General features: G+C 65.2%; 22 protein-coding genes, 1 tRNA gene and 1 pseudogene. 10 read left to right on the forward strand and 14 right to left on the reverse strand.

Annotated elements, in window-relative coordinates:
* Positions 1–319: 319 nt before the first annotated feature.
* Together flhA and AB4Z51_RS06825 are read left to right on the forward strand one after the other, a co-directional pair.
* Positions 320–2,461: a flagellar biosynthesis protein FlhA gene (flhA, locus tag AB4Z51_RS06820; protein WP_441497183.1), complete on the forward strand. Its 2,142-nt coding sequence runs from the start codon at positions 320–322 to the stop codon at positions 2,459–2,461.
* Positions 2,462–2,756: 295 nt separating this feature from the next.
* On the forward strand, positions 2,757–2,960 hold the full coding sequence (locus AB4Z51_RS06825) for a hypothetical protein (protein ID WP_014497685.1): 204 nt from the start codon (positions 2,757–2,759) through the stop codon (positions 2,958–2,960).
* A gap of 270 nt (positions 2,961–3,230) precedes the next feature.
* On the opposite strand, the gene AB4Z51_RS06830 is transcribed toward AB4Z51_RS06825, so the two are convergent.
* The 6 genes from AB4Z51_RS06830 to fliI form a co-directional block, all read right to left on the reverse strand.
* Positions 3,231–4,451, reverse strand: a complete 1,221-nt coding sequence (locus AB4Z51_RS06830) for an NAD(P)/FAD-dependent oxidoreductase (protein ID WP_135215542.1) — start codon at positions 4,449–4,451, stop codon at positions 3,231–3,233.
* A gap of 115 nt (positions 4,452–4,566) precedes the next feature.
* Positions 4,567–5,526: a helix-turn-helix transcriptional regulator gene (locus AB4Z51_RS06835; protein ID WP_135215541.1), complete on the reverse strand. Its 960-nt coding sequence runs from the start codon at positions 5,524–5,526 to the stop codon at positions 4,567–4,569.
* Positions 5,527–5,721: 195 nt separating this feature from the next.
* Entirely contained in the window at positions 5,722–6,783 is a 1,062-nt protein-coding gene (locus AB4Z51_RS06840) for an anti-sigma factor (RefSeq protein ID WP_085403224.1), read from the reverse strand.
* A gap of 37 nt (positions 6,784–6,820) precedes the next feature.
* Entirely contained in the window at positions 6,821–7,366 is a 546-nt protein-coding gene (locus AB4Z51_RS06845; RefSeq protein ID WP_041955015.1) for a sigma-70 family RNA polymerase sigma factor, read from the reverse strand.
* 180 nt (positions 7,367–7,546) lie between these two features.
* On the reverse strand, positions 7,547–7,966 hold the full coding sequence (gene fliJ, locus AB4Z51_RS06850) for a flagellar export protein FliJ (protein WP_008138882.1): 420 nt from the start codon (positions 7,964–7,966) through the stop codon (positions 7,547–7,549).
* A gap of 121 nt (positions 7,967–8,087) precedes the next feature.
* Entirely contained in the window at positions 8,088–9,413 is a 1,326-nt protein-coding gene (gene fliI / locus AB4Z51_RS06855) for a flagellar protein export ATPase FliI (protein ID WP_441497184.1), read from the reverse strand.
* 431 nt (positions 9,414–9,844) lie between these two features.
* Here fliI and ctrA point away from each other — a divergent pair, with 431 nt between their 5' ends.
* The 4 genes from ctrA to AB4Z51_RS06875 all read left to right on the forward strand — a co-directional run bounded on the left by ctrA (position 9,845) and on the right by AB4Z51_RS06875 (position 12,761).
* Positions 9,845–10,546: a response regulator transcription factor CtrA gene (gene ctrA, locus AB4Z51_RS06860; RefSeq protein WP_008138878.1), complete on the forward strand. Its 702-nt coding sequence runs from the start codon at positions 9,845–9,847 to the stop codon at positions 10,544–10,546.
* 170 nt (positions 10,547–10,716) lie between these two features.
* Positions 10,717–11,121 carry a DUF350 domain-containing protein gene (locus tag AB4Z51_RS06865; RefSeq protein ID WP_014497691.1) on the forward strand — a complete coding sequence of 135 codons (405 nt, stop codon included), beginning with the start codon at positions 10,717–10,719 and terminating at the stop codon, positions 11,119–11,121.
* Between the two features lies 1 nt (position 11,122).
* Complete coding sequence (locus tag AB4Z51_RS06870) at positions 11,123–11,515, forward strand: hypothetical protein (RefSeq protein ID WP_085403222.1); 393 nt, start codon at positions 11,123–11,125, stop codon at positions 11,513–11,515.
* Positions 11,516–11,600: 85 nt separating this feature from the next.
* Complete coding sequence (locus AB4Z51_RS06875) at positions 11,601–12,761, forward strand: glutathionylspermidine synthase family protein (protein WP_085403221.1); 1,161 nt, start codon at positions 11,601–11,603, stop codon at positions 12,759–12,761.
* 56 nt (positions 12,762–12,817) lie between these two features.
* Here the strand turns inward: AB4Z51_RS06875 and AB4Z51_RS06880 are convergent, their stop codons facing one another.
* The 7 genes and pseudogenes from AB4Z51_RS06880 to chpT all read right to left on the reverse strand — a co-directional run bounded on the left by AB4Z51_RS06880 (position 12,818) and on the right by chpT (position 20,097).
* On the reverse strand, positions 12,818–13,282 hold the full coding sequence (locus AB4Z51_RS06880; protein WP_244623260.1) for a hypothetical protein: 465 nt from the start codon (positions 13,280–13,282) through the stop codon (positions 12,818–12,820).
* 273 nt (positions 13,283–13,555) lie between these two features.
* The gene (locus AB4Z51_RS06885) at positions 13,556–14,428 is read right to left on the reverse strand and encodes a CheR family methyltransferase (protein WP_085403220.1); all 873 of its coding nucleotides are present in this window, start codon (positions 14,426–14,428) and stop codon (positions 13,556–13,558) included.
* Positions 14,425–15,618 carry a protein-glutamate methylesterase/protein-glutamine glutaminase gene (locus tag AB4Z51_RS06890; protein WP_085403219.1) on the reverse strand — a complete coding sequence of 398 codons (1,194 nt, stop codon included), beginning with the start codon at positions 15,616–15,618 and terminating at the stop codon, positions 14,425–14,427. Before AB4Z51_RS06890 ends, AB4Z51_RS06885 begins: the two co-directional genes overlap by 4 nt.
* Positions 15,619–15,692: 74 nt before the next feature.
* A complete protein-coding gene (locus AB4Z51_RS06895; RefSeq protein WP_007600538.1) occupies positions 15,693–16,058 on the reverse strand; it encodes a response regulator in 366 nt (121 codons plus the stop codon).
* Between the two features lie 71 nt (positions 16,059–16,129).
* A complete protein-coding gene (locus tag AB4Z51_RS06900) occupies positions 16,130–16,603 on the reverse strand; it encodes a chemotaxis protein CheW (protein WP_166082010.1) in 474 nt (157 codons plus the stop codon).
* A gap of 27 nt (positions 16,604–16,630) precedes the next feature.
* A pseudogene (locus AB4Z51_RS06905) lies at positions 16,631–19,248 on the reverse strand (hybrid sensor histidine kinase/response regulator).
* A gap of 195 nt (positions 19,249–19,443) precedes the next feature.
* The gene (gene chpT / locus AB4Z51_RS06910; RefSeq protein WP_063985400.1) at positions 19,444–20,097 is read right to left on the reverse strand and encodes a histidine phosphotransferase ChpT; all 654 of its coding nucleotides are present in this window, start codon (positions 20,095–20,097) and stop codon (positions 19,444–19,446) included.
* A 170-nt stretch (positions 20,098–20,267) separates the two neighbouring features.
* Here chpT and AB4Z51_RS06915 point away from each other — a divergent pair, with 170 nt between their 5' ends.
* Positions 20,268–21,098, forward strand: coding sequence for a 3'(2'),5'-bisphosphate nucleotidase CysQ family protein (locus AB4Z51_RS06915; protein ID WP_441497185.1), 831 nt, complete (start codon positions 20,268–20,270; stop codon positions 21,096–21,098).
* Here AB4Z51_RS06915 and AB4Z51_RS06920 read toward each other — a convergent pair.
* The gene (locus tag AB4Z51_RS06920) at positions 21,092–21,577 is read right to left on the reverse strand and encodes a YHS domain-containing (seleno)protein (protein WP_085398734.1); all 486 of its coding nucleotides are present in this window, start codon (positions 21,575–21,577) and stop codon (positions 21,092–21,094) included. The two genes, AB4Z51_RS06915 and AB4Z51_RS06920, sit on opposite strands and share 7 nt — an antisense overlap.
* Positions 21,578–21,716: 139 nt before the next feature.
* Between AB4Z51_RS06920 and AB4Z51_RS06925 the strand changes: the two genes are divergently transcribed.
* The 3 genes from AB4Z51_RS06925 (at position 21,717) to AB4Z51_RS06935 (ending at position 24,073) form a co-directional block, all read left to right on the forward strand.
* Complete coding sequence (locus tag AB4Z51_RS06925) at positions 21,717–22,322, forward strand: DUF1134 domain-containing protein (protein WP_028151234.1); 606 nt, start codon at positions 21,717–21,719, stop codon at positions 22,320–22,322.
* A 220-nt stretch (positions 22,323–22,542) separates the two neighbouring features.
* On the forward strand, positions 22,543–23,841 hold the full coding sequence (locus tag AB4Z51_RS06930) for a hypothetical protein (protein WP_085398735.1): 1,299 nt from the start codon (positions 22,543–22,545) through the stop codon (positions 23,839–23,841).
* 157 nt (positions 23,842–23,998) lie between these two features.
* Positions 23,999–24,073, forward strand: a tRNA-Val gene (locus AB4Z51_RS06935).
* The last annotated feature ends 500 nt before the right edge of the window (positions 24,074–24,573 follow it).

Raw genomic sequence — 24,573 nt, forward strand, 5'->3', positions numbered from 1 at the left:
GAACGTGGGGATCCCCGGGCCTTCGCCGCGCCGAAGCGGCTTGGGCCGCGCAGGCGGGACAAGCCCGGGCATGACGACTTCGTCCCTGCCAGGTGCCCGAAACACCCCGGTCTGACCTCCTGCCGCACCCTCCGTTAACCCTTTGCTAACCATACACCCGGCAAGAATTGCCGAGTGAAGTCGAGTGTCGTCAGCCGCGTAGAACGGGAGGTTCCCCGTGGACGCCAGTGCGGTGCCTCACTTTCGAAACGGCGGCCCTTCGGCCGCCGCGCAGACATTTGGGGCGCGCGGACGGCAGTCGCGCGGGGGAGCAGCTACCATGGTCGACGTCACCGCGGGACAGGGCGTAGGCAGCACGAACGCCGGCTTCCCGACCCTTACCGAGATCGGCAACATCCTCAAGCGCGGCGATATCGCGCTGGCGCTCGGCGTCCTCACCATCCTGGTGGTGCTGATCCTGCCGCTGCCCGCGATCGTGCTCGACCTGTTCCTGGCGATCTCGATCACGCTCTCGATCCTGATCCTGATGACGTCGCTGTTCATCCAGGCGCCGCTGGAATTCTCCGCCYTCCCGACCGTCCTCCTGATCTCGACGATGCTGCGCCTGTCGCTGAACATGGCCTCGACCCGCCTGATCCTGTCGCACGGGCACGAGGGCACGGATGCCGCCGGTCACGTCATCGAAGCCTTCGGCAGCTTCGTGATGGGCGGCAATTTCGTCATCGGTATCATCGTCTTCGCCATCCTGATCATCGTCAACTTCGTCGTCATCACCAAGGGTTCGGGCCGTATCGCCGAAGTCGCCGCCCGCTTCCACCTCGACGCCATGCCCGGCAAGCAGATGGCGATCGACGCCGATCTCTCCGCCGGCCTGATCGACGAGAAGGTCGCCAAGCAGCGGCGCAAGGATCTGGAGGACGAGAGCGGCTTCTTCGGCGCCATGGACGGTGCCTCCAAATTCGTTCGCGGCGATGCCATCGCGGGCCTTTTGATCGTCTTCATCAACATCGTCGGCGGCATGATCATCGGTGTCGCGCAGCAAGGCCTCTCCTTCGCCGATGCCGGGCGCAGCTACACGCTGCTGACCGTCGGTGACGGCCTCGTCACCCAGGTGCCGGCGCTGATCGTTTCGACCGCGGCCGGCCTGCTCGTCTCCAAGGCCGGCGTGTCCGGCGCCGCCGACAAGGCGCTGATGAAACAGTTCTCCGGCTATCCGCAGGCGCTGGCGATGTCCGCGGCGGTCATGCTGGTGCTGGCGGCGCTGCCGGGCATTCCGACCATCCCCTTCCTGGCGCTCGGCGGCGGCGCCGGTGCGCTCGCCTGGCACGCCCGCAACCGCAACCGGGCGACTGCCAGGGCTGACGAAGTTGCAAAGACCGCACCCGCTCCGGGAACGCCGGGTTCACCTGGCGCCGCTGCGGCCGAAGAGCCGATCTCCGCCGCGCTCAAGATCGACGATCTCAAGATCGAGCTCGGCTATGCGCTACTGCCGCTGGTCAACGGCCCTGATGGCACCGACCGCCTCACCGAGCAGATCAAGGCGCTGCGCCGCTCGCTCGCGATCGAGATGGGCTTTGTGATGCCCGCCGTGYGCATCCTCGATAACGTCCAGCTCGAAGCCAACACCTACATCATCAAGATCAAGGAAGTGGACGCCGGCACCGGCAAGATCTGGCCGAACCAGTTCATGGTCATGGACCCCGGCGGCAGCCAGGTGCAGGTGCCCGGCATCCATACCACCGAGCCGACCTTCGGCCTGCCCGCAACCTGGGTCGATGCCAGCCTCAAAGAAGAAGCCTCGCTCAAGGGCTACACCGTCGTCGACGCCGCGACCGTGCTCTCGACCCACCTCACCGAGCTGCTCAAGGCCAACATGTCGGACCTGCTCTCCTACGGCGAGGTGCAGAAGCTGCTCAAGGAGCTGCCGAAGGAGCAGGGCGAGCTGGTCAAGGACATCGTGCCGGGCCAGGTCACGGTCTCCGGCATCCAGCGCGTGCTGCAGCTGCTGCTCGCCGAGCGCATCTCGATCCGCGACCTCTCGACCATCCTGGAAGGCATCGCCGACTCGCTCGCCTTCTCGCGCAATCCCGCGACCATGGTCGAGCATGTCCGCGCCCGCCTCGCGCGGCAGATCTGCGCGCAAAACACCTCCTACAGCGGTTATCTGCCGCTGATCGCGCTGTCAGCGCGGTGGGAACAGGCCTTCGCCGAATCCATCATCGGCCAGGGCGAGGAACGCAGCCTCGCGATGCAGCCCTCGAAGCTGTCGGAATTCATGACCGGCGTGCGCGAGGCCTTCGAGCGCGCCGCGCGCGAAGGCGAGGCGCCGGTGCTGGTCACGTCTGCGGCAATTCGTCCCTTCGTACGCTCCCTCGTCGAGCGGTTCCGGGCCCAGACGACGGTGCTGTCGCAGGCTGAAATCCACCCCAGGGCGAGATTGAAAACGGTCGGAAGCATCTGATTTGCCTTAAGAAGCCGTATGTTTTTCGGCCACAGGCAAATGGTTTTTGAGTTCCTGGCGCCTTGTCGACCAAATGCAAACAAGGCGCCTCGCAAGCACATTACACCTTTGAAATAATTATATAATCGAACGATTGAGGGGTCGCTTTCGATCGCGATCTTTCACGTCCTGTCACGCTCTTGTGATCGCCCCTTGGGAACGAATCCCCCCAATACTAGGTTGTTGGGGACCGGAAGCATGAACCTCCCCCAACAGGGTAGCGACTACTTCGGGTAGATGGCGGCAGGAGCCTTCCATGAACCACTCGATTTACAGCGCCGATCGCTCGACCCACTTGAAAATCGTGGTCGTAGCCCTCGTCGCCGGCATCGCGGTGGCAGGCTTCGGCATCACGGCGGCGCGCACGGGTTCGGACGAAGGTCTGACCCAGACCGCCCGCGTCATCAAGGCCGGCAAGCCRGTTGTTATCACCAGCTCGAACGCATCCCTCGTTCGATAAGGAGATTTGACGAGTTTTGTGAATTCACGCGGCTCTTTACCAGCCCCCCAAAGTCGCCACGTGGATATGTAGACGACCCCAACCCCAAGTCGACTACGGAAAGCGCCCGCCCCCCACGGGCGCTTTCTCATGTCTGGGGTACCTCGTCATTGCGAGCGTAGCGAAGCAATCCAGACTGTCGCCGCGGTAAGATTCTGGATTGCTTCGCTACGCTCGCAATGACGGAGCAATTGGCACAGCCGCGATCCTCCAACCAGCCCCGATCAAATTCTACCGCGCCCCATAAGTCGGCGGCGGCGCCTGGACCGTCGGTGCTGCCGCAGCGAAGAGCTCGGCCTTGCTACCGGTGAGCGGCGGGTAGATGCGCTTGCAGTTGATGGTCTGCTTGGTCGCCTTTGCGGCCGCGCCAGTGGTGCGAACCTCGCGATCCCACCCTTCGGTATAGAGCGCGCCCCAGCCGCCGAGGTCGAGCACGGTCACGTACCAATCGATGCGCAGCGGCAGCATCGGCAGGCCCGCCAGATCGGCTACGACGTTGTGACCGGCGAAGCGGCCCATGGGACGGGCGAACTGGCAGGACATCACCGTCGGGTGCAGTCCATCGACCACGCTCGAGGCGACGTCGCCGGCGGCGAACACGCCCGGCACATCGGCCACCCGCATGAAAGGATCGACCAGCAGGCGGCCGAGGCGATCGCGCGCGCCCGCGAAGCTCTCGGCCAGCCGGCTCGCGCGCATCCCGGCGCACCAGATCACGGTTTGCGCCGGGATGAACTCGCCCGAGCTCAGGTGCATGCCGGCGGCCTCGACGGACACGACGCGCACGCCAAGCCGCGTCTCGACGTCGAGCGAGGCCAATGCCGTCTCGATGACGGGACGCGCATGCGCGCCGATGGTGGCGCCGACCGCAGGGTTGGGATCGACCAGGACGATGCGGCGGCTGCCGGTGATGCCGACGCGCGCCAGCCTGTCCGGCATCTCGGCCGCCACCTCGATGCCGGTGAATCCGGCGCCGACCACCACGACAGTCGAGCGCCCCGGCGAGGGCGCGCTGTGTCCGAGCGAGACGAGATGATTTTCGAGGATGAGCGCGGCGGCATAGGTATCGACATCGAAAGCATGCTCGGCAAGGCCGGGGATGGCGGGACGCATCACTTCGCTGCCGAGCGCCAGCACCAGGCGGTCGTAGCTCAGCGTCTCCTCGCCCCCGCTCGTGACGAGCGAAATCTCGCGCCGTGCCGGGTCGATGGCTTCGACCTCGCCAATGCCATGAGTGACGCCGATCGGATCGAGCAGTTGCGGCAACGGCAGTGCGACCTCGCTGAGGTCGGCCTCGTAATTGCGCACGCGGATGTTGTGATAGGGATTGCGATCGACGACACGGATCTCGATGTCACGGCCGGCCGCGCCGATCTCGTCGCGCCTGCGCGCGGCGCCGATGGCCGCCCATAGACCCGCAAACCCCGCGCCGAGCACGACGATACGCGCCATGTCCGTTTACTGCTTTGTCCAAGAATTCCGGCGGCCTGCCCGCGCAGGCAGATATAGCTCATTCGACCGGATCGACCAACTGCGGCGGCGCCGCTCCGCTGCATAAAATCGCGGCTCAGGCCTCGCGCAGCTCCGACGGCGTCGCGCCAAAACGCTTGCGGAAGGCGCGGTTGAAATAGGACAGGTCGGAGAAGCCCGAGGAATGCGCGATGTCGCTGATCTTGCGCGCCCTCGCGCGGGGATCGCCGAGCAGCTTGCGCGCCAGCACCAGGCGCTGCTCCAGCACGAATTCGGTGAAGGTCGTGCCGGCCTGCTCGAACAAGCGTTGCGCCTGGCGCGGGCTGAGCCCTGAGCGCGTCGCGATCTCGGACAGACAGAGATCGTTGCGGCCGAGCGCGGCCATCACGTCGGCACGCATGAGATCGAGACGGGCCGCCGCATGTCCGCGACCGCGCGCGAGGCTTGCATGCTCCGCATCGGTGCCGAGCAGCAGGCCGACGAGATCGATCACGTGCTGCGCGGTCAGGCGCTGGCCGACGGCGTCGAGATGCGGCGCGTGGTTGGCGGCGAGTGCGTGGTAGCGGAAGATCGTCTCGGCCACCGCGCCGTCCGAGAGCACTTGCGACAGCTTGTCCTCGGCACGCGGATTGATGTCGAGCAGCGCGCGGCGCGGCATGCGGATGCTGGTGAAGCGATCTTCCTGGGTGTGGCCGACGGTGCCGGTGACGCCCATGTCGACAAGCACCATCTGCGCAGGCGCAAGTTCAACGGTGTGGCCGTTCTGCCCGACGCGGACTAGACCCGCATGCGCGGCGATCAGGACCAGATCGTCGCTGCCGTCGGCCAGATGGCTCTGCGTGCGCGAGTATTGCGCGGAGGCACCTTCGGGAATGGCCAACGCGATATTGTCGACCACGCTGACCTGGAGCCGGCAATCGATGTTGTCGCCATGGCTCGGCCCGACGTCGAGGCCGCAGGGACCGAAGGCCCGCTCGCGCCAATGTTCGAAGGCCGGACCATGCGGAAGGCCCGCATATTGGTGGACGAAGATGCCCGGCGTCTTAGCTGCGTCCATCTGACTTCTAGCCCCTTTTCCGGCGCCATGATGTGCGGCGCCGACTGCAAATTCCCGGCATTTGACGCCGTGGATTGCGGGGAGGTTCAACGCGGGAGTGGATTCGGCGGGACTTGTCGGGGTGCGACGGCTGGACGGACCTTGGCGACGGTCGAGCGCCGTGTGCGCTCCATCCGGGCTACGGCGCCACGACACCTACTTCTTCGCGGGCGCCTGCGGCTGAGACGGCGGCACGGTCTCGATCAGCTTGCCGGAAAACACCGGAGCCGAGGTCGGCTGGCCGTTGGGCGAGCCGCCGGCCTGCTCGACGGTGACGGCGTAGGTCGCACCGTTGACGACCTCGGGATCGAAGGAGCCGAGCACCGGGCGCGCGGTGAAATCGCCCGCGCCAATCACGCCAAGCGAGCGCGGACGCGGCAGCTTGTCGGAGATCAGCCAGAGCTCGAAGCTCTTGCCGGCCTCCGGAGTCGCGCCCACCTTGCGCACGGTGAAATTCCGCGTCGCGCCGTCGACGGTGAGGATGAAGGCGGGACCGCCGCCCTGGCCCTGCAACAGCGCGACATACTGCGCAGCAGCCGTGAGCGGCGCCGCCGGCGTCTTCACTTCCACCGTCTGGATGCGCGGCGCCGGGCGCAAGCCGCCCGGCAGCGCATCGGGCTGGAAGATCTGAAGCGACAGCGTCACCAGCAGTGCAGCCGCAAGCGCGCCCACCGCGGAGGCGATCGTGCGCCAGCGTTTCACGCGGCCCTCGAGCCGGATGACATTGCTGTTGTCGGCAACCGGCGCCGGCGGCGCGCGCGCGACGTCAGGATCGGGTGCATGGACCTGCGGCATGAATATCGGCGCGATGTCGGGAAGCGCATCGGGTGCCGGCCGCGCCGTCCCGGGCTGCTCTGCTTCGGAAGGCTGCAGCTCCGGTTGCGGCACGGCGTCCGGCGCCAGCTCAGGCGGTGCAGCTTCGATCGAGGAGGACTCGGGCACAGGTGGCGGCGGCGGCGAAGCTTCCGGCGCAGGCGTCTCCTGCGCAAAGTCCGTCCGCGCAAGCTCGGACCGGATGTTCTCCCACACGATCGGACGCGGCTCGACCGAGCCGACCATCTGGTTGAGGACGCCGAGCCGGTAAGCCCAGGCCTGCACGACATCGGCGAACGCCTTGTCCACGGCCATCATGGTCTCGACCTGCGCGCGCTCACTGGCGTCGAGCGTACCGAGCGCATATTCCGCGGCGAGCGCGATATGGTCCTCCGTGTAGGCCATCACTTCCAGTCCAGAACCACCCTCACAATGCAAGTCCTCATAGTCCGAGGCACTCGCGGATATCCAACATGCTGCGCCGGAGCCACGTCTTCACCGTGTTGACGGGCGCGGCGAATTTTTCCGCCAATTGCTCGCGGCTCCAGCCGTTGTAATAGGCGAGAAGCACGAGCCTCTGACGATCCGGCTCGAGCCGGCCGATGCATTCCAGGAGCCGCTTCAACTCCTCGGTCATCTCCCTCCGCGCCAGCGGATCGGGGCTGTCGGCAGCGACTTCCATCGCCTGCGGCTCTTCCTCGATGGAGACTTCCGTCTTCTTGCGCACGATGTCGATGGCGCGGTTGCGCGCGATCGATGCCATCCATGTGATCGGCGACGACAAGGCCGGATTGAACTGGCCCGCGCCGTTCCAGATCTTGACGTAGGTCTCCTGAATGACCTCCTCTGCGAGATCCTGTCGACGCAAGATACGGAGCACGACGCCATAGAGTTTCGCGCGCGTGGCGACGTAGAGGCGCTCGAACGCGGCCTGATCGCCCCTGGCGACCTCCCCAATCAGCCCGACCAGCTCTGCTGGCGTCAGCATTCAGCCCCCCACGCACGGCCTGTCGCGTTCGGCGCAGGCCCTGGCACTCCGCTACCATAGCGCGCGGCAAAGCCCATCACCAAGGGGCGGCGCGCCACACTGTGGATAGCAAACGCGAAACCCGGACCTTGCGGGTCCGGGTTCGACGAATTCTCGGCTGTTGGACCGCTGGCTGCGCCGTCAGGCGACGGCGCCGATGCGGGCGCGCATCAGGCCGATGCTGTCGAGGTCGGCCTGCTCGCGGGCGTTTTCTTCGGCGCGCTCGCGGGCCTGGTCACGCTCGTCGAGGAGCTCGACCTTCTTCAGTTCCTCGAAGGCTTCGGCCAGCGCGGCCTTGGCTTCGTCGAGCTGGCCCTTCAGTTCGTCGGCCGAGCGGGTCAGGTTCTCGCGGCGCTGAATCGCGGCCTTGGCATAGGTCGGATAAGCGAAGTGCGAGGGATCGTTGATCCCGGCACGCTCCTGCTCGGTCGTGATCTCGCGTTCAAGATCGGTCGACATCCGCTGGAAGTCGGCGATCATGGTCTCGATCTGGGTGACCCGGCGGCGCTTCTCGTCGACCTGAAATTTCTTCAGGCGGATGAGGGTATCACGTGACTTCATCGACTCATACTCCCCAGAAGTCCCCTGGCTGCACGTGGGACGTCACCGGTCTCCCCACAGGCCCTGATAGGGCCAAGACCGGCTCTGCTACTCTGTGAGAGCGGATGATGACCTGACAAAGTTAGCGTTCCGTTTCCAAATCACCGAGGATTTGCGCCAACTGGCGGTAGCCGTCCGCCAGTGATGCATTTTCGTCCTTGCGCTGGCGCAGGAACGCCTCCAGCGGCTCGTGCAGCCGGATCGCCTCGTCCACCTCGGGGCTGGAGCCGGCCCGGTAGGCCCCGAGCCGGATCAATTCCTCCATGTCGGCATRGGTCGCCATCACCTGGCGGGCCCGCTGGATGGTCGGCCAGAACTGCGGATCGGCCGATTTCGGCATGGTGCGGGAGACGGATTTGAGGATGTTGATGGCGGGGTAACGGCCGCGCTCGGCGATCGAGCGCTGCATCACGATATGGCCGTCGAGGATGCCGCGGACGGCATCCGCGATCGGCTCGTTATGGTCGTCGCCGTCGACCAGCACCGTGAAGATCGCGGTGATCGCGCCCTCACCGAGGCCCGGCCCCGCGCGCTCCAGAAGCTTCGGCAACTCGGTGAACACGGTCGGCGTATAGCCCTTGGCGGTCGGCGGCTCGCCGGCGGACAGGCCGATCTCGCGCTGGGCCATGGCGAAGCGCGTGACCGAGTCCATCAGGCAGAGCACGTCCTTCTCTTCATCGCGAAAGTATTCGGCGACCGCGAGCGTCAGATAGGCGGCCTGGCGCCGCATCAGCGCCGGCTCGTCCGAGGTTGCGACCACCACGACAGAGCGCGCCAGGCCCTCCTCGCCGAGGTCGTCCTGCAGGAATTCCTGGACCTCGCGGCCGCGTTCGCCGATCAGCCCGATGACGCTGACCGCGGCATCGACGTTGCGCGCGAGCATCGACAGCAGCACCGATTTGCCGACGCCGGACCCTGCGAAAATGCCCATGCGCTGGCCGCGGCAGCAGGTGAGGAACGTGTTCATCGCGCGCACGCCGAGATCGAGCGGGGCGCCGACGCGCTTGCGCGAATGCGCCGGCGGCGGCGAATTGCGGTATGGCATCGGCGCCGGGCCCTGCGGCAATGGCCCCTTGCCATCGATCGGCTCGCCCAGCGCGTTGACGACGCGGCCGAGCCAGGCCGACGACGGACGCACTTGATTGGCGGCATTGGCGATGACGGCCTTGCAGCCGCGGCGCACCCCGTCCAGGCCGGCGAACGGCATCACGACAGCGTTGTTGCCGGAGAAGCCGATCACCTCGCAGGGAATGGAACGGTTCGCGCCGGTCTCGATCACGAGCCGCGCACCGACCGACATCGCGTGAATGGGTCCGGCCACTTCGACCATCAGGCCGCGAACGCCGACCACGCGGCCATAGATGTTGACGCCGTCGATGTCGCCGATCTGTTCGGCAAGAGCCTTCATCAGGGGCGCGCCTTTAATAAGAGGACCTTCATAAGGTGATCGCCTCCGATCCCGGGCTTCATGGCGAAAGACTTAAGTTTCGCCATATTTCTGAACGGCGCTTAACTTCGTGTTTACCCGCATCGTTAATCATTGCGTCACTGTCTTTGTGACTGAGCGTGACTCCCCTTCAGAAGAAGGCTGAGTCGCGGGAGTCGGTTAGGCCCGTCTCTTAAAGTGGAACTTGAACGGTACGGGGTGACGAAAGCTGCTTCGCGCGCAAGACCTTAGGGCGATTCGACAAAAATTGCACCGGGGGGACTTGCGTTCCAGAATCAGAGTTTGTTAACCATCTGTTGTCAGGATCCGAATCAGTTGTTCAAAGGCGTTTTGTTGAGTGCCGCGAATGCGGCCGACCTGACGCCCAGGAGCGGCGACTATGGGGAACTGGCATGCGCGTTTTGCTGATTGAAGATGACAGCGCCGTCGCGCAGTCGATCGAGCTGATGCTGAAGTCTGAGAGCTTCAACGTCTACACGACCGATTTGGGGGAAGAAGGCGTCGATCTCGGTAAGTTATACGATTACGACATTATTCTTCTCGACCTCAATCTGCCCGACATGTCCGGTTACGACGTGCTCAAGCAGCTTCGGGTCTCCAAGATCAAGACACCGATTCTGATCCTCTCCGGCCTCGCCGGCATCGAGGACAAGGTCAAGGGTCTCGGCGTCGGCGCCGACGACTACATGACCAAGCCCTTCCACAAGGACGAGCTGGTAGCCCGGATCCACGCGATCGTGCGCCGCTCCAAGGGTCACGCCCAGTCGGTCATCCAGACCGGCGACCTCGTCGTCAACCTCGACACCAAGACGGTGGAAGTCGGCGGCCAGCGCGTGCATCTGACCGGCAAGGAATACCAGATGCTGGAGCTCCTCTCGCTCCGCAAGGGTACGACGCTCACCAAGGAAATGTTCCTCAACCACCTCTATGGCGGCATGGACGAGCCCGAGCTGAAGATCATCGACGTCTTCATCTGCAAGCTCCGCAAGAAGCTCGCCAACGCTTCCGAGGGCCGCAACTTCATCGAGACCGTGTGGGGCCGCGGCTACGTGCTGCGCGAGCCGCACGAGCACGAAGAGCGCATTCCCGCCTGATCACTAAGTTTACGTCGCGAGCCCCCGGGGCTCGCTCCTCCCAGCCTGGACCCCGCCGCAAATGGCGGGGTTTTGTTTTTTGGGGACGCCAACGCGGCCTCATCGTCCTTGCGCCATTGAACCGCTATCCTCCCCCCGCCGACGAATGGTCGCTGCACGATGGGGGAACGATGATCCTGCAATCACTGGCCGGCCTGCCCGCCTTCCTGGTTTATTTCTGCACCGGCCTGATCGCGATCGTGGCGTATCTGTTCGTCTACACCCGCATCACCCCGCACAACGAGTTCCAGCTCATCCGCGACAACGAGCCGGCCGCCGCGATCGCGCTCGGCCTCAGCCTGCTCGGCTTCGTGGCGCCATTGGTCAGCGCGATCGCGCATTCGGCCAATGTGCTGGACTGCCTGATCTGGGCGGTCATCGCGTTGATCGTGCAGATCATCGTGCTCTTTCTGGTGAAGGTCCCGGTGCCGAACCTGTCGGCGCGGATTGCCGCAGGCGAGCTTGCGCCGGCGATCTGGCTCGGGCTGTCTTCGCTCGCGGCGGGCCTGTTGAACGCCGCCTGCATGATCTACTGACATGGCCAAACCCTCCAAAAAGGAGTTCGGCAAGCGCCGGCCGGCGCCCGTGGCGCCGCCATCGGGTCCGCCTGTGAAGCGCTCCGGCCATGTCGCGCTGCTGGTGATGGGCACGATCGCGGTCGGCACCACCGCCTACACGCTGATGCCGCGGCAGCACTGCGAACCCTCGCCCGGAGCCGTGCCGGGCCAGACGACCACGACGTGCAGCAGTAGCAGCAGTTCATCGGGCGGAAGCGACGGCAGCAGCTCGCGCTGGTCGTCGCGATCGAGCTTCTTCAGCAGCGATTCCTCGAGCCATTCCTCATCGGGAACCTCTTCGGACTCAGGCTCCAGCAGCGTGAGCCGTGGCGGCTTCGGCTCGTTCGGCCATGGCTTCTCGGGCGGCGGCTAGCGCATGATCCGGAAAAGCGGCCACCGATTTTCCCTCGCGACAAACGCGGAACGCGTTTGCGCGGAGATCATGCGCAGGAAATAACATGCGACGCATCGTCTGCCCCGAGCGCGACGACTGGCGGCAGACCGCCGAACAATGCGGCTTCGCCTTCCACACCATCGACGGCGAACGCTATTGGGACGAGAGTGCCTATTACGCCTTCACGCTCGACGAGATCGAGTGCGGCATCGAGACGCCGACAGCCGAGATCGACGCGATGTGCCTGGAGCTTGCCGGCCGCGTGATCGGTGACGAGCGCTATCTGCGACGCTTGAAGATTCCGGAGGCGTTCTGGAGCTTGATCGCCGAGAGCTGGAAGCGCGACGATCGCAGCCTCTATGGCCGGCTCGATCTGAAGTTCGACGGACAGTCGCCTGCAAAGCTGCTCGAATACAACGCGGATACGCCGACCTCGATCTTCGAGGCTGCGGTGTTTCAATGGACCTGGCTCGAACAGGCGATCGAACGCCGCATCATTCCGGCGCGCGCCGACCAGTTCAACTCCATCCACGAGCGGCTGATCGCGGCGTGGAAGGAGATTGCCGCAGGCCGCCATGTCCATCTCACCGGCACCACCGGCAACGAGGAAGACGCCGGCACGCTCGCTTATCTCGAGGACACCGCGCGCCAGGCGGGGCTCTCGACCAGGATGCTCGACATCGAGGAGATCGGCTGGCGCGACGAGCCTGGCGGCTTCGTCGATCTCGACGACGGCGACATCGCGTTCGCCTTCAAGCTCTATCCCTGGGAATGGATGTTCCACGACGCCTTCGGCGCCAAGCTGATGAGCGCGCCGACACGCTGGATCGAGCCGCCGTGGAAGGCGGTGCTCTCCAACAAGGGCATTTTGCCGCTGCTCTGGGAGATGTTTCCGAACCATCCCAATCTGCTGCCGGCCTTCTTCGAGGACGACGCGCGGGCAGCCGAGCTCGGCAGTTCCTACGTCCGCAAGCCGCTGTTGTCGCGCGAAGGCGCCAATGTCACGCTGGTGTCCGGAGGCATGCCGCTCGACGAGCAGGCAGGACCTTACGGCGCAGAAGGCTTCGTGCGGCAGGCATTGTCACCGCTGCCGAATTTCTCAGGCTTCTACGTTGTGGTGGGAAGCTGGCTGGTGAACCACGAGCCGTGCGGCCTGTCGATCCGCGAGGACGAGAGCCCGATCACGGGAAACCGCTCGCGGCTTCTGCCGCACGCGATTTTGTGAAATGCGCTCGCGACCTCATCGGAACGGGACGCGAGCGCAGAGACTTGCGTGCTTACTCAGGGTGTCTTGACGATGAATCTCCCGTCGTAGAGGCCCGCGCCCTTGAAGCCGGCTTGCGCACTTTCGAAGCCGCCCGTGCCCGTCGCGTTTGCATACGCCCCGGTGCCCGACAGGATTGTGTATTCGCCTTTCGCCCGACCATCCTTGATCGCGCCGGCGTAGCGCGCCGTGATCGAGGATCCGTCGTCGAAGGTGTAGGTGCTGTAGCCGTAGATGGGTCCTGAGCCCTTGATCAGGTCGGCGGAGTGGACGAAGTCCTTCACCGCAACGCGGCCGTCCTTGAAGAAGGCAACGCCAAACATTTTGCCAGACATGACCGTCTGACCTTCGACGTTCGCGACCTCGGTGACCTTTAAGTCCATCGGCTTGGTGACAAGCTTGAATTCGAGGACCTGCTCGCCAGCGAGAGCAGTGGCGGGCAACGAAAGCGCCGCCAACAAGAAATACGAGGCACAAGACATTCGCATGGTATGTCCTCCTCAGTACAATTCATGATGGAATGGAATCCCGCCTCGGTTCGGCGGGACCATCGCCAGCATAGCACAACCGTCAGATGCTGATCAGGGCCGCGATTGCATTGCATCGCGGCACGAGCTCTATTGCGCGGTAGTCGAGTAATCCGCAATGCTCAAACGCGTGTGAAGCGTCACGCACTCTGACGGAACGATATCCGCCAGTTGTTGCCGATCATTCGCGACGACGGCGTTCAGTGAGATTGCCTGTCGTTCGGCGAATCACCTCGCCGCGGCGACCTTCAGCGGCTGCGGCATCAATCCGCCCATCGGACGGCCGGAGCGCGCGGGGTTGAGCTGATAGAGACCGCGGCGCTCGGTGATCGGGCGGAACGCGTCGGTGATGCCGACGACGGATTCGGCGGCGCCAAGCAGCAGCGTGCCGTCGGCTTCCAGTCCCTTCGCCATGCGCTCGAAGATCACGGCCTTGGTGTCCTGGTCGAAATAGATCAGCACGTTGCGGCAGAAGATCACGTCGAACGTGCCGAGATGGGAGAAGTCCTGCAACAGATTGAGCTGGCGGAACTGCACCATCGCGCGAATGTCGGCATTGAGCTGCCAGAGCTCGCCGACTTGCGTGAAGTATTTCATCAGGTGCTGGATCGGCAGGCCGCGCTGCACCTCGAACTGGCTGTAGATGCCAGCCCTGGATTTCTCCAGCACCTCCTGCGACAGATCGGTGGCGACGATCTCGATGCGCCAGCCGGCGAAGGCCGCGCCCATCTCCTTCACGCACATCGCGATCGAATAGGGCTCCTGCCCGGTCGACGAGGCCGCCGACCAGATGCGGAGCGACCTGCGCGCCGCGCGCGCCTGGAGCAGGCCCGGCAGGATGGTTTCGCGCAGATGATCGAACGGGATCTTGTCGCGGTAGAAGAAGGTCTCGTTGGTGGTCATCGCTTCGACCACGTCGGTCGCAAGCCGGCCGTCGCCGTTCCTGATCTTCAACACGAGATCGGGAATGCCGGGCAAGCTCGCCTTGCGGGCAAGCGGCAGCAGCCGGCTCTCGACGAGATACTGCTTGTCGGCGGAGAGATCGAGGCCGGAGCGCTCTTTCAGGAACTTGCGCAGATATTCGTAGTCGACCGGCGTCACGAGCGGTCTCCCGCGAACAGGCGGTTGACCTTGGCGCCGATCTGGTTGAGCGGCAGGATCGCCGCGCAGATGCCGGCATTGGCCGCCGCGCCCGGCATGCCCCAGACCACACTGGAGGCTTCGTCCTGCGCGATCACGTTGCCGCCGGCGGCGACGATGTCCTTGCCGCCGCGCATGCCGTCCGAGCCCATGCCCGTCAGGATCACCGAGAGGATGTTACCGTGCCAGATGTCGATGGCGGAGGTGAACAACGGATCGACCGCGGGCTTGCAGAAATTGACGGCAGGACCGTCGTCGAGCGCGATCGCCGCGTCCGCGCCACTGCGCACGACACGCATGTGCTTGCCGCCGGGCGCGAGGTAGATCCGTCCCGGCTTCACCGGCTCGCCGTCGACCGCCTCGGCCGCCGGCTTGCGGCTCGCGCGCGCCAGGTGCTCGGCGAGAATGGTGGTGAAGGTCGGCGGCATGTGCTGGGTGATCAGCACGGGGAAGCGGTCGATCACCGGGCCGAGCTCGGTGACGAGCGCCATCAGCGCCTGCGGACCGCCGGTCGAGGAGCCGATCAGCAGCACCTTCGGTGCGTGGGCCGAGAACGGGCGCGTGGACAGCGCCCCCGACGACGGCGCATGCAGAGCCGGTACGGGCGCGGCGGGCCGCACGACAGCCGGTGCACGTGCAGCCGGCGCCGGGGTCGCGGGCGCCAGCGGCGGGCTCGCGACTGCGGGCCTGCGGCGCAGCCGCGCGCCGAGGTGACGGATCTTCTGGATCAAATCGTGATGAAAGATGTCCGCGGCCGACGCTTCGCGCGTCGACTCCGGCTTCGGAATGTAGTCCGCCGCACCGAGCGACAGCGCCTTGAAGCTGATCTCCGCGTTACGGCGGGTCAGCGTCGAGGCCATGATGATGACGAGATCGCGCTTCTTCGCCAGCAGTTGCGGCAGCGCCGAGATGCCGTCGAGCTCGGGCATTTCGATGTCGAGCACCGCAACGTCGGGATTGATGCGTTCGAGCTGGTTGACCGCCTCGAGCCCGGTGCGCAGCGAGGCCGCGACCTCCATGTCATGCTCGGCACCGATCCAGCGCGAGATCAGACCGCGTATGACGACCGAGTCGTCGACGACCATCACCCGCAGCGGCCCGGCGTCGCGCGACGGACCCGTGGTCGAATTACCTGCGAACGCAACACTCATTACTCACCAACTCAGACTGAAACGGTTCAGTTGAAACAATCGCCGAAGGATCCGTTCCGCCTCCGGATGTTCGCTCAGATAAGTCCGACTTCCTGAAATTTCGCCGTCACGATGTCCTTGTCGAAGGGCTTCATGATGTATTCGTTGGCGCCGGCGTGCAGCGCACGGGCGATGTGCGCGACGTCGTTCTCGGTGGTGCAGAACACCACCTTGGGCTGGTCACCGCCGGGCATCCGCCGGAGATGGCCAAGGAATTCGTAGCCGTCCATGACCGGCATGTTCCAGTCGAGCAGCACGGCATCGGGCAAGCCGCGCTTGCAGGCCTCCAGTGCCTTCTCACCGTCCTCGGCTTCGAGAATCTGGAAGTCGAGGCCCTCCAGGATCCGGCGCGCAACCTTGCGGATGACGCTGGAATCATCAACGACGAGACAAGTGCGCATGTGAACCTCTGCTTCCTACCCCCTTGTGGGGGTACTTCCATTGCGAGTCCGTCGGCGGCGATGCCGCCGTATCAGGCCGCCATCATCTCGGGCGCGAGCTCGAGGACGCGATCGACGTCGAGGACGACCATGAGCTGGCCGTCGAGGCGGTGGACGCCGCCGGCGAGCTTGGCCATGCGGGGATCGAGGTTGACGGGGTTCTCTTCCATGCCGGCCTCGGCAAGCCGCAGCACCTCGCCGATCTGGTCGATCAGGAGGCCGTAGGATTCACCGCGCAGGTCGACGCCGACCGCCATCGGGGCCTTGCCGTCCTCGGGCTTGGGCAGGCCGAGCCGGGCGCGCATGTCGACCACGGTGACGATGCGGCCGCGCAGGTTCAGCACCCCCGCGATCTCGCGCGAGGACAAGGGAACGCGGGTGACGCGCTCGGGCATGAACACGTCCTGGACCCGGGAGATCGGCAGGCCGAACAGCTGGCCGCCGATCATCGCGGTGACGTATTCGACCATGGCGCCTTCGCCGATCTGCGTCTTCTTGTTGCTCATAGCGGTATCTCCTGATCCCCAGTGCCGTTACGCCGCTGCCCGGCTCAGCTCGGAGGCGCCGGCGGCGCCCGCGGTCTGTTCCTTCAGCGCCGCGATCAGACCGGGACGGTCGAACTTGGCGACATAGTCGTGGAAGCCGGCCTGACGGCCGCGCTCGATCGCCGCCGGCGACACCAGCGCGGACAGGCCGATGATCGGCATCGCGCCCAGATTGGTGTCGGAGCGGATCACTTCGGCGAACTCGAACCCGTTCATGTCGGGCATCTCGATGTCGGTCAGGACCACGTCGAAGCTCTGCGCACGCAGCGCAGCCAGGCCCTCCTGCGCGGTCGGCGCGGTGCGGACGCGGTAGCCGGCCGCCTTCAGCACGGGTGCCAGCATRTTGCGGAAGAACGCCGAGTCGTCGACCAGCAACACCGACTGCGAGTGCTGCGACGGCTTCATCTCCTTGCGGGTGAACCAGTCGGCGAACGCCATCGGCAGGAAGTGGCCGACGTCGATCACTTCGGTGGCCTGGCCCTTGATCACGGCCGAGCCGAGGATGCCGGAGGCGGAGCCGCCGACCTCGATGTTGAGCCGTTCCTCGACGATGTCGATGATCTCGTCGACGACGAGGCCCATGGAGCGGCCGTCGTCCGCAAACACCAGGATCGGCTGGGCGCCCTGGCTGGCGATGGTGACGCTCTCCATGGCGACGAGCGGCATCAGCTGCTCGCGGTACTGCACCATGTAGCGGCCGTTGCTGAACTCGATCTTGTCGGCCGGCAGCTCCTCCAGGCGGGTGACGAGCCCGAGCGGGACCGCCTTGGGCTGGCTGGAGCCAGCGCGGAAGACGAGCAGCGAGGTGGTCTGCTCGCCCGATCCGATGTGATGCGCGCCGTTCTCGTCGCCCATGTCATGGGCCGAGGAGCCGGCAGCACCCAGCGCCTTGGCAATGCCGTTGGGATCGATGATCATGATGACAGCGCCATCGCCCAGAATGGTGTTGCCGGAGAACATGTCGATGTGACGCAACTTCGTCGACATCGGCTTCACGACGATCTCTTCGGTGTGGAACACGCCGTCGACGACGATGCCAAAGGTCTGGCTGCCGACTTGCGTGACCACGATAAAGCCGTTCTCGGGATCGCTGGCGGCGCCGTCGTCGATCTTCAAGAGCTTCTTGAGGTGGATCAGCGGCAAGAGCTTGTTGCGCAACCTGAGGACAGCGGTGTCCTTGATGCGCTCGATGCGGTGCTCGCTGTTGGCCCGCGCACGGACGAGCTCGACCACCGAGAGCTGCGGGATCGCGAAGCGGTCGCCGGCGGCTTCGACGATCAGCGCCGAGACGATGGCCAAGGTCAGCGGGATCTTGATGGTGACGGAGGAACCCTCGCCGGCCACCGACTTGATGTCGATGGTGCCGCCGATCTGGTCGATATTGGTGCGCACCACGTCCATGCCGACGCCGCGGCCGGAGACCGAGGTGATGGCGGCCGCGGTGGAGAAGCCGGGCGCGAAGATGAACTTGTGGATCTGGGCTTCGCTCATCTTCTCGAGCTCGGCCTCGGTGACGAGACCGGAGGAGATCGCCTTGGCCTTGATCCTCTCGGTGTTGAGGCCTCTTCCGTTGTCGGCGATGCAGATGATGATGTGGCCGCCCTCGTGATAGGCGGACAGGCGGATGGTGCCCTGCTCGCCCTTACCGGACGCGAGCCGCTCGGCGGGGGTCTCCAGGCCGTGGTCGGCGGAGTTGCGCACCATGTGGGTGAGCGGGTCCTTGATCAAATCGAGCACCTGGCGGTCGAGCTCGGTGTCGGCGCCGTGCATCTCCAGCTCGATCTGCTTGCCGAGTTCGCTCGACAGGTCCCGGACGATGCGGGGCAGCTTCTGCCAGGCATTGCCGATCGGCTGCATGCGCGTCTTCATGACGCCTTCCTGCAGCTCGGCGGTGACGTTGGACAGGCGCTGCAACGGCACCTTGAACTCGGTGTCCTCGTTGCGGCGGGAGATCTCCAGCAGCTGGTTGCGGGTCAGGACCAGCTCGGAGACCATGGTCATCAGATGCTCCAGCGTATCCACGTTGACGCGGATCGACTGGTTGGCGATGCGGTCGCCCTCGGCGGCGCCCTCGTCGGCCATCGACTTCTTCGGCGCGACCTTTTCCTTGGCCGGCTTCGCAGCTTCCTTGGCGGCGGGCGCGGGAGCTTCAGCAGCCGGCGCGGGCTCGGCCTTGACGACGGGGGCCGGCGCTTCGATCGCGGTCTCGCGGAAGGCGCGCTCGAGCTCGTCGAGCGAGACTTCGCCCGGACGCACTTGTCGATGAGATCGCGGTCGGTGCCCTCGGGCTCGGCTTCGGTCGCCTCGAGGCCGGCAAGGATCTCCTTGATGCGGTCGATCGAGGACAGGATCACCGTGACGGCCTGTCCCGTCACCGGCATGCCGTCGCGGAATTTGCCCATCAGCGTCTCGCCGGCATGTGCCAGCGCTTCAAGCCGCGGCAGTCCGAGGAAACCGCACGTGCCCTTGATGGTGTGGACCAGGCGGAAGATGTTATCCAGGATCTTGGCGTTGTTCGGCTCCTGCTCGAACTTCACCAACTGATTGTCGACGGTGTCCAGGCTCTCGCTGGTCTCCGTCAAAAACTCCCGCAACAGATCATCCATGAAAACAGGCCTTCATACAGGGAGGGCGCGCACGACTTGTGATGCGCCATTTCGGAATGGGGCCAGCTTCACCGCAAAGCGTTTAATAATGGTTGAGTATGTGCAAAAGAACGGAACCAACAAAGAGATAAGGCGCTCCGGACAAGCCGAAGCGCCTCGTAAAGATTCGATTAACGTTTGAGGGCCGCGGCGCGCCTACGACGCGGTGATGGTGATGGCTTCGCCCTCGTGCGCGAGCCGCACGGTGAGCCCGCAAGCCTCTGCCAACAGCCGCGTATAATAAGGCTGGATCGCGTGCGCATCCGCGGCCGGGCCGCGCTCCCCGCTCAGGAGTTCGGAGATGTTCTGCGGCAGGCGCGCATTATGACCGGTCGCGGTGACCCGGAAGCTCATGGTCTCGCCGTCACCGATCGGATCGATCGTCAGCATGCCGCCGCGCGGGATCGTGTGCTGGGAAACAACCAGCATATTGAGCAGCAGCTTGACGCGATTCTTCGGCAGCAAGAGCCGCGGCAGATTCCACGTGATCGAGCACTTGCCGTCCTCGATATGGCCGCGCGCCATGGTCTGGGCGTCGCCGAGGTCGATCTGCGCGCCGGACGAGCCGGCCGCGCCGAAGGCCAGGCGACAGAACTGGAGGCGGGCGGAGGCGGTTTTCGCGCTCTTGCGGATCAAATCGAGCGCGAACTCGCGATCCTCGGGCTTGGGATCGTCGTCGAGCACTTCGAGCCCATTGACGATGGCGCCGACAGGGCTGATGAGATCGTGGCAGACCCGCGAGCACAGGAGCGCGGCGAGTTCGAGCGCATCTGGAGCGGTAGCGGTACCGGGTGACGAAGCGTCAGACATAAAGGGTTCCTGGAATTGCACGGCGCGGACGCGGCGAATCACGCATGCTTGACGAATGCCGCAGGTTCTAACATTCGCAAGCCCGTGGCAGCTAGCTTGCGATCGGCTCGAAGCGGCCCTAAAGCCGCAGCGAATCAGTCGAGTAGGATGGAATTGCCGATGAATGAGGCATGCAGGTGAAGCGGATCATCGACGGCCCGGCCGCCTCCCACCTGATGGAGCCGCTCACTGCGCTGGTGGTGAAGGCGGGCGAAGCGATTCTCGCGGTCAACCGCGCAGCGATGCGGGTCGACGGCAAGCAGGACGGCTCGCCGGTCACCGAGGCCGATCTCGCCGCCGACCGCATCATCGCCGACGGCCTGGCGCAGCTTGCGGGCGACGTGCCGACGCTGTCGGAAGAGCGGACCCAGCTCGCCTCGCCGCCATTCCGCGACAGCTTCTTCCTGATCGACCCGCTCGACGGCACCAAGGAGTTCGTCGCCGGCCGCGACGAGTTCACCGTCAACCTCGCCCTTGTGACCGAAGGCGTGCCGTTGCTGGGCATCGTAGCCGCGCCCGCGCTCGGTCTGCTCTGGCGCGGCATCGTCGGCCGCGGCGCCGAGCGCGTCAGTTTTGACGGCACGAGCATCGGTGCTGACGAACCGGTCCGCACCCGCACGCTGCCGACGCAGGGCGAGCCCTGGATCGCGGCGGTGAGCCGTTCCCATGGCGACCTCAGAAGCGAGGCGTTCATCGACGGCCGGCCCAATGCGGTCAGGAAGACGGTCGGCTCGGCGGTGAAATTCGGCCGGATCGCGGAGGGCAGCGCCGACATCTATCCCCGCTTCGGACCCACTTGCGAATGGGATGTCGGGGCGGGCTGCGCGGTCGTAACGGCGGCCGGCGGCAAGGTCACCGACGGCAAGGGTGGCGAGCTCCGATTCGGCCAGCGCGGCGACACCGGCTTCATTATCCCGGAATTCATCGCCTGGGGCGATCCGCAGGCGGCGGACCGCTACTGACTGAGCTGTTCCTGGAGCGCCGGCCAGCGCTTGCGCACCTCATAGAGGAAGCGCTCCGGGTCGGCGGCGAAGGCATCGCGGTTGGCCTCCCGGCTGAACAGATAGAGCCGCTGCGCCGAAATCACGTAGAAGCGGGGATTGGCGGCGACGGCGACGCCGCGGGCGATGTCGGCCGGATCGTAGCCGCCGAACTGCGGTCCATAGATCTCGGGATGGGCCAGGAAGGACGCCCGGTTGCCCTCGTTGCGGAAACGCCAGACCGCGCCCCAGAGGTTCGCCTCGAACTCGGCCGTCCCCTGCACGGCCGCGCCATCGACGAAATAGGATACTGGGTCGAACCCCTCGATCGCCACGCCGCTGAAGCGGTTGACGACGATCCGCTCGGTGGTGGCGGCCTCGGCCGGCAAACCTGCGCAAGCGATCCAAATGCCGGCCAGCAGGCAGACCAGAAAGCGGATCAAGGCGATTCCGGGGCGCAAAGGGCTATCTTCCTGCCGTTGTGCCGTCATAGTTGCTGCGGATAACATCCGAGTCGAGGGGACATCCGGCGCAACCTAGAGCCGTGCCTGTTGGCGTCAGGTTAAGGAAGCGGCGGGATTCGATACCAGGGGTTCTTTTATGACTTTCGCATCACGCCTTGCTGCGGTCGCGCTTGCCGCGCTGGTCGGCTGGATCGTCCCGGCCTCCGCCCAGCAGCCGCCGCCGCCCAATTTGCCGCCGCCGCAGCGGAGCCCGTCACCCAGCACCTATGGGCCGGACGAGCTCGTGACCGCCGGCCACCGCTTCTTCGGCAACGTCTCGCGCGGGCTCGCCTCGATCATCGAGAAGGCCGTCAGCCAGTGGGGCCTGCCCAACGGCTATATCCTGGGTGAGGAAGGGTCCGGCGCCTTCGTTGCCGGCCTGCGCTACGGCGAAGGCACGCTCTACACCAAGAACGCCGGCGACCTGCGCGTCTATTGGCAGGGCCCCTCGCTCGGCTTCGACTGGGGCGGCGACGGCGCGCGCACCATGACGCTGGTCTATAACCTGCCCGCCACCAACGCGATCTACCAGCGCTTCGCCGGCATCGACGGCTCGGCCTATATCATCGGCGGCTTCGGCATGACGGCGCTCACCGCCAACAACATCGTGCTGGTGCCGATCCGCTCGGGCCTTGGGCTGCGGCTGGGCGCCAATATCGGCTATTTGAAATTCACCCCGCGCGCGACCTGGAACCCGTTCTAAAGCGCGATCGCGCTTTAGATTGTTGTTCGAGCATGATCTTTCCGGAAAACCGTTGCGCACTTTGCGCTGACGCGGCCCTTCGGGTCCGGATCATGCTCTAGGGCTCCCTCCTCCGGTCCGATTCCGGATTCACGTTAACAACAGGGCGGGGCTGGCTTTTTGCCGGCCCGCCATGCATTGTCTTTGGTAAATTTTTCCTTGCTTTCGGAGTTCTGGCCCCATGGTCGAACCGATCATGTACCTGGCGATCGGCTTCCTGCTCTCGATGCTGTGCGGGCTTGCCATCGTGCCGCTGGTGCATAACCGCGCGGTCCGCCTGACCACGCGCCGGCTCGAGGCCGCGACGCCTCTGTCGATGGCCGAGATCCAGGCCGACAAGGACCAGCTCCGGGCCGAATTCGCCATGTCGGCGCGGCGGCTCGAGATGAGCGTCGACCAGCTCAAGAACAAGACCACGAGCCAGCTCGCCGAGCTCGGCAAGAAGAGCGACGCTATCAACCGCATGAAGATCGAGCTCGGCGAGAAGAACGCCACGATCTTCGCGCTGGAGGCGCGCGAGAAGGCGGTGAAGGAACAGCTCCGCGCCACCGAAGAGGAATTCAGCGCCAAGACCGAGGCCCTGCGCGCCGCCGAGAATGCGCTGACCGACAAGCAGGGCGAGCTCGCAAAAATTAATTCCGAGCTGTCCGACCGCTCGATGATGGCGGAGAGCCGGCAGGTCGAGCTGGTCGCGGTGCGCGCGCAGATAGAGAACTTGAAGAATCGCGTCGGCGACGCCGAGAAGGAATTTGCCGCCACGCAGGCGCGGCTGACGCAGGAGCGGACCGAATCCGAGACCGCCTCCCGCGAGCTCGGCGATGCGCGCGGCCGTGTCGAGAATCTGAGCCAGCGCGTCACCGAGCTCGATCGCCAGCTGATCGTGCAGGTGAAAGAGGCCGAGATGCTGTCGGGCCGCGTCGCCGATCTCGAAGGCCGCCTCGCCACGCAGGGCAAGCTGCTCGCCGAGCGCGACTACGAGAACAACCAGCTCCGCCAGGCCAACGAGGGCAATGATCGCATCATCAAGGAGCTGCGCGTCGAGATCGCCGGCTTGAGCGGCGGCAAGTCGTCGGCGGCGTTCGAATCGCTCCGCGCGGAAAAGACCGCGCTGGAGGAGCAGCTGCGCACCGCGCGCGACGAGCGCGCCAAGCTCCAGCGCGACATCAATGCGATCCAGCAGCAGGCGGAGAGTTCCTGGGCGACCGAGCGCATGGAGAATGCGCTGCTGCGCGAGCGCATCAACGACATCGCAGCTGAAGTTGCAAAACTCGCGATGCAGCTCGAAGGCCCGAACTCGCCGATCGAGGCGCTGCTGGCGGCCGAGGCCGGCCAGCCCCCGAAACCGGCGCCGCGCCCGGCCAATGACGCCGCTGGCAATGGCGCGGCCGCAATCACCCTGCCCGAGGGCGGCGGAACGCTCGCCGAGCGCATCCGCGCGCTGCAGGCCCACGCCTCCCGCGCCCGCCAGCAGGGCGCATAAGCGGCCCAAACCACGGTTTCGCCTGCGATTGCGTGATTGACGGAAGGTTTTCCGGCTTCGAGGCGCCTGGAAACTTGACACCTTTGGCCCGCACTTCTAAATCGCGGGCTCCGATGTGCCGGCCGGCCGAAAGTCCGGCCGTCGGCATGATGGTCCCGGGCGCATAGCTCAGCGGGAGAGCGTTCCCTTCACACGGGAGAGGTCCAAGGTTCGATCCCTTGTGCGCCCACCATCCATCTTCCTGAACCCTCTGCCGGTTGCGAACGATCACCCAGGCCTGACGGCTGTCGGGGCCGTCTGATCAAAAATGTCGAAAACAACCCCATGCACAGTAGCCGGCATCAGTCGGATCAATGGGTTGCGCATTTTCCGAATTTCGATTGACGCGTCGGGCAAAACACCGGCATGATGGCATCATCCAAGGAGAGGCCCGCACCACCGAGCGACTAGCCCGCCTTGACACGCGAGAGGTCCATGGTTCGATCCCATGTGCGCCCACCATTGATCCTAGATTTCAAGAGTCGCTGAAAGCTCCCTTGCGAGGTGTGCGAACGTCCGCTTTGCCAAAAGCGGTCATTCACCCGAGGTCGGCTTTTGACCGATTCCGTTGAAGAAGTCGGTCTTCGAGCAAGACGGCCGCAATTCGCAGCGCGAACCGACCGCCTCTTAGGTCGGTTTTGGCTGCGGCGCTGGGATCAGCTTGGCTAGTTTCCGGAGGTTCTGGGCGGCTGC

Source organism: Bradyrhizobium sp. 2TAF36 (assembly GCF_052114925.1).
Lineage (GTDB): Bacteria > Pseudomonadota > Alphaproteobacteria > Rhizobiales > Xanthobacteraceae > Bradyrhizobium > Bradyrhizobium barranii.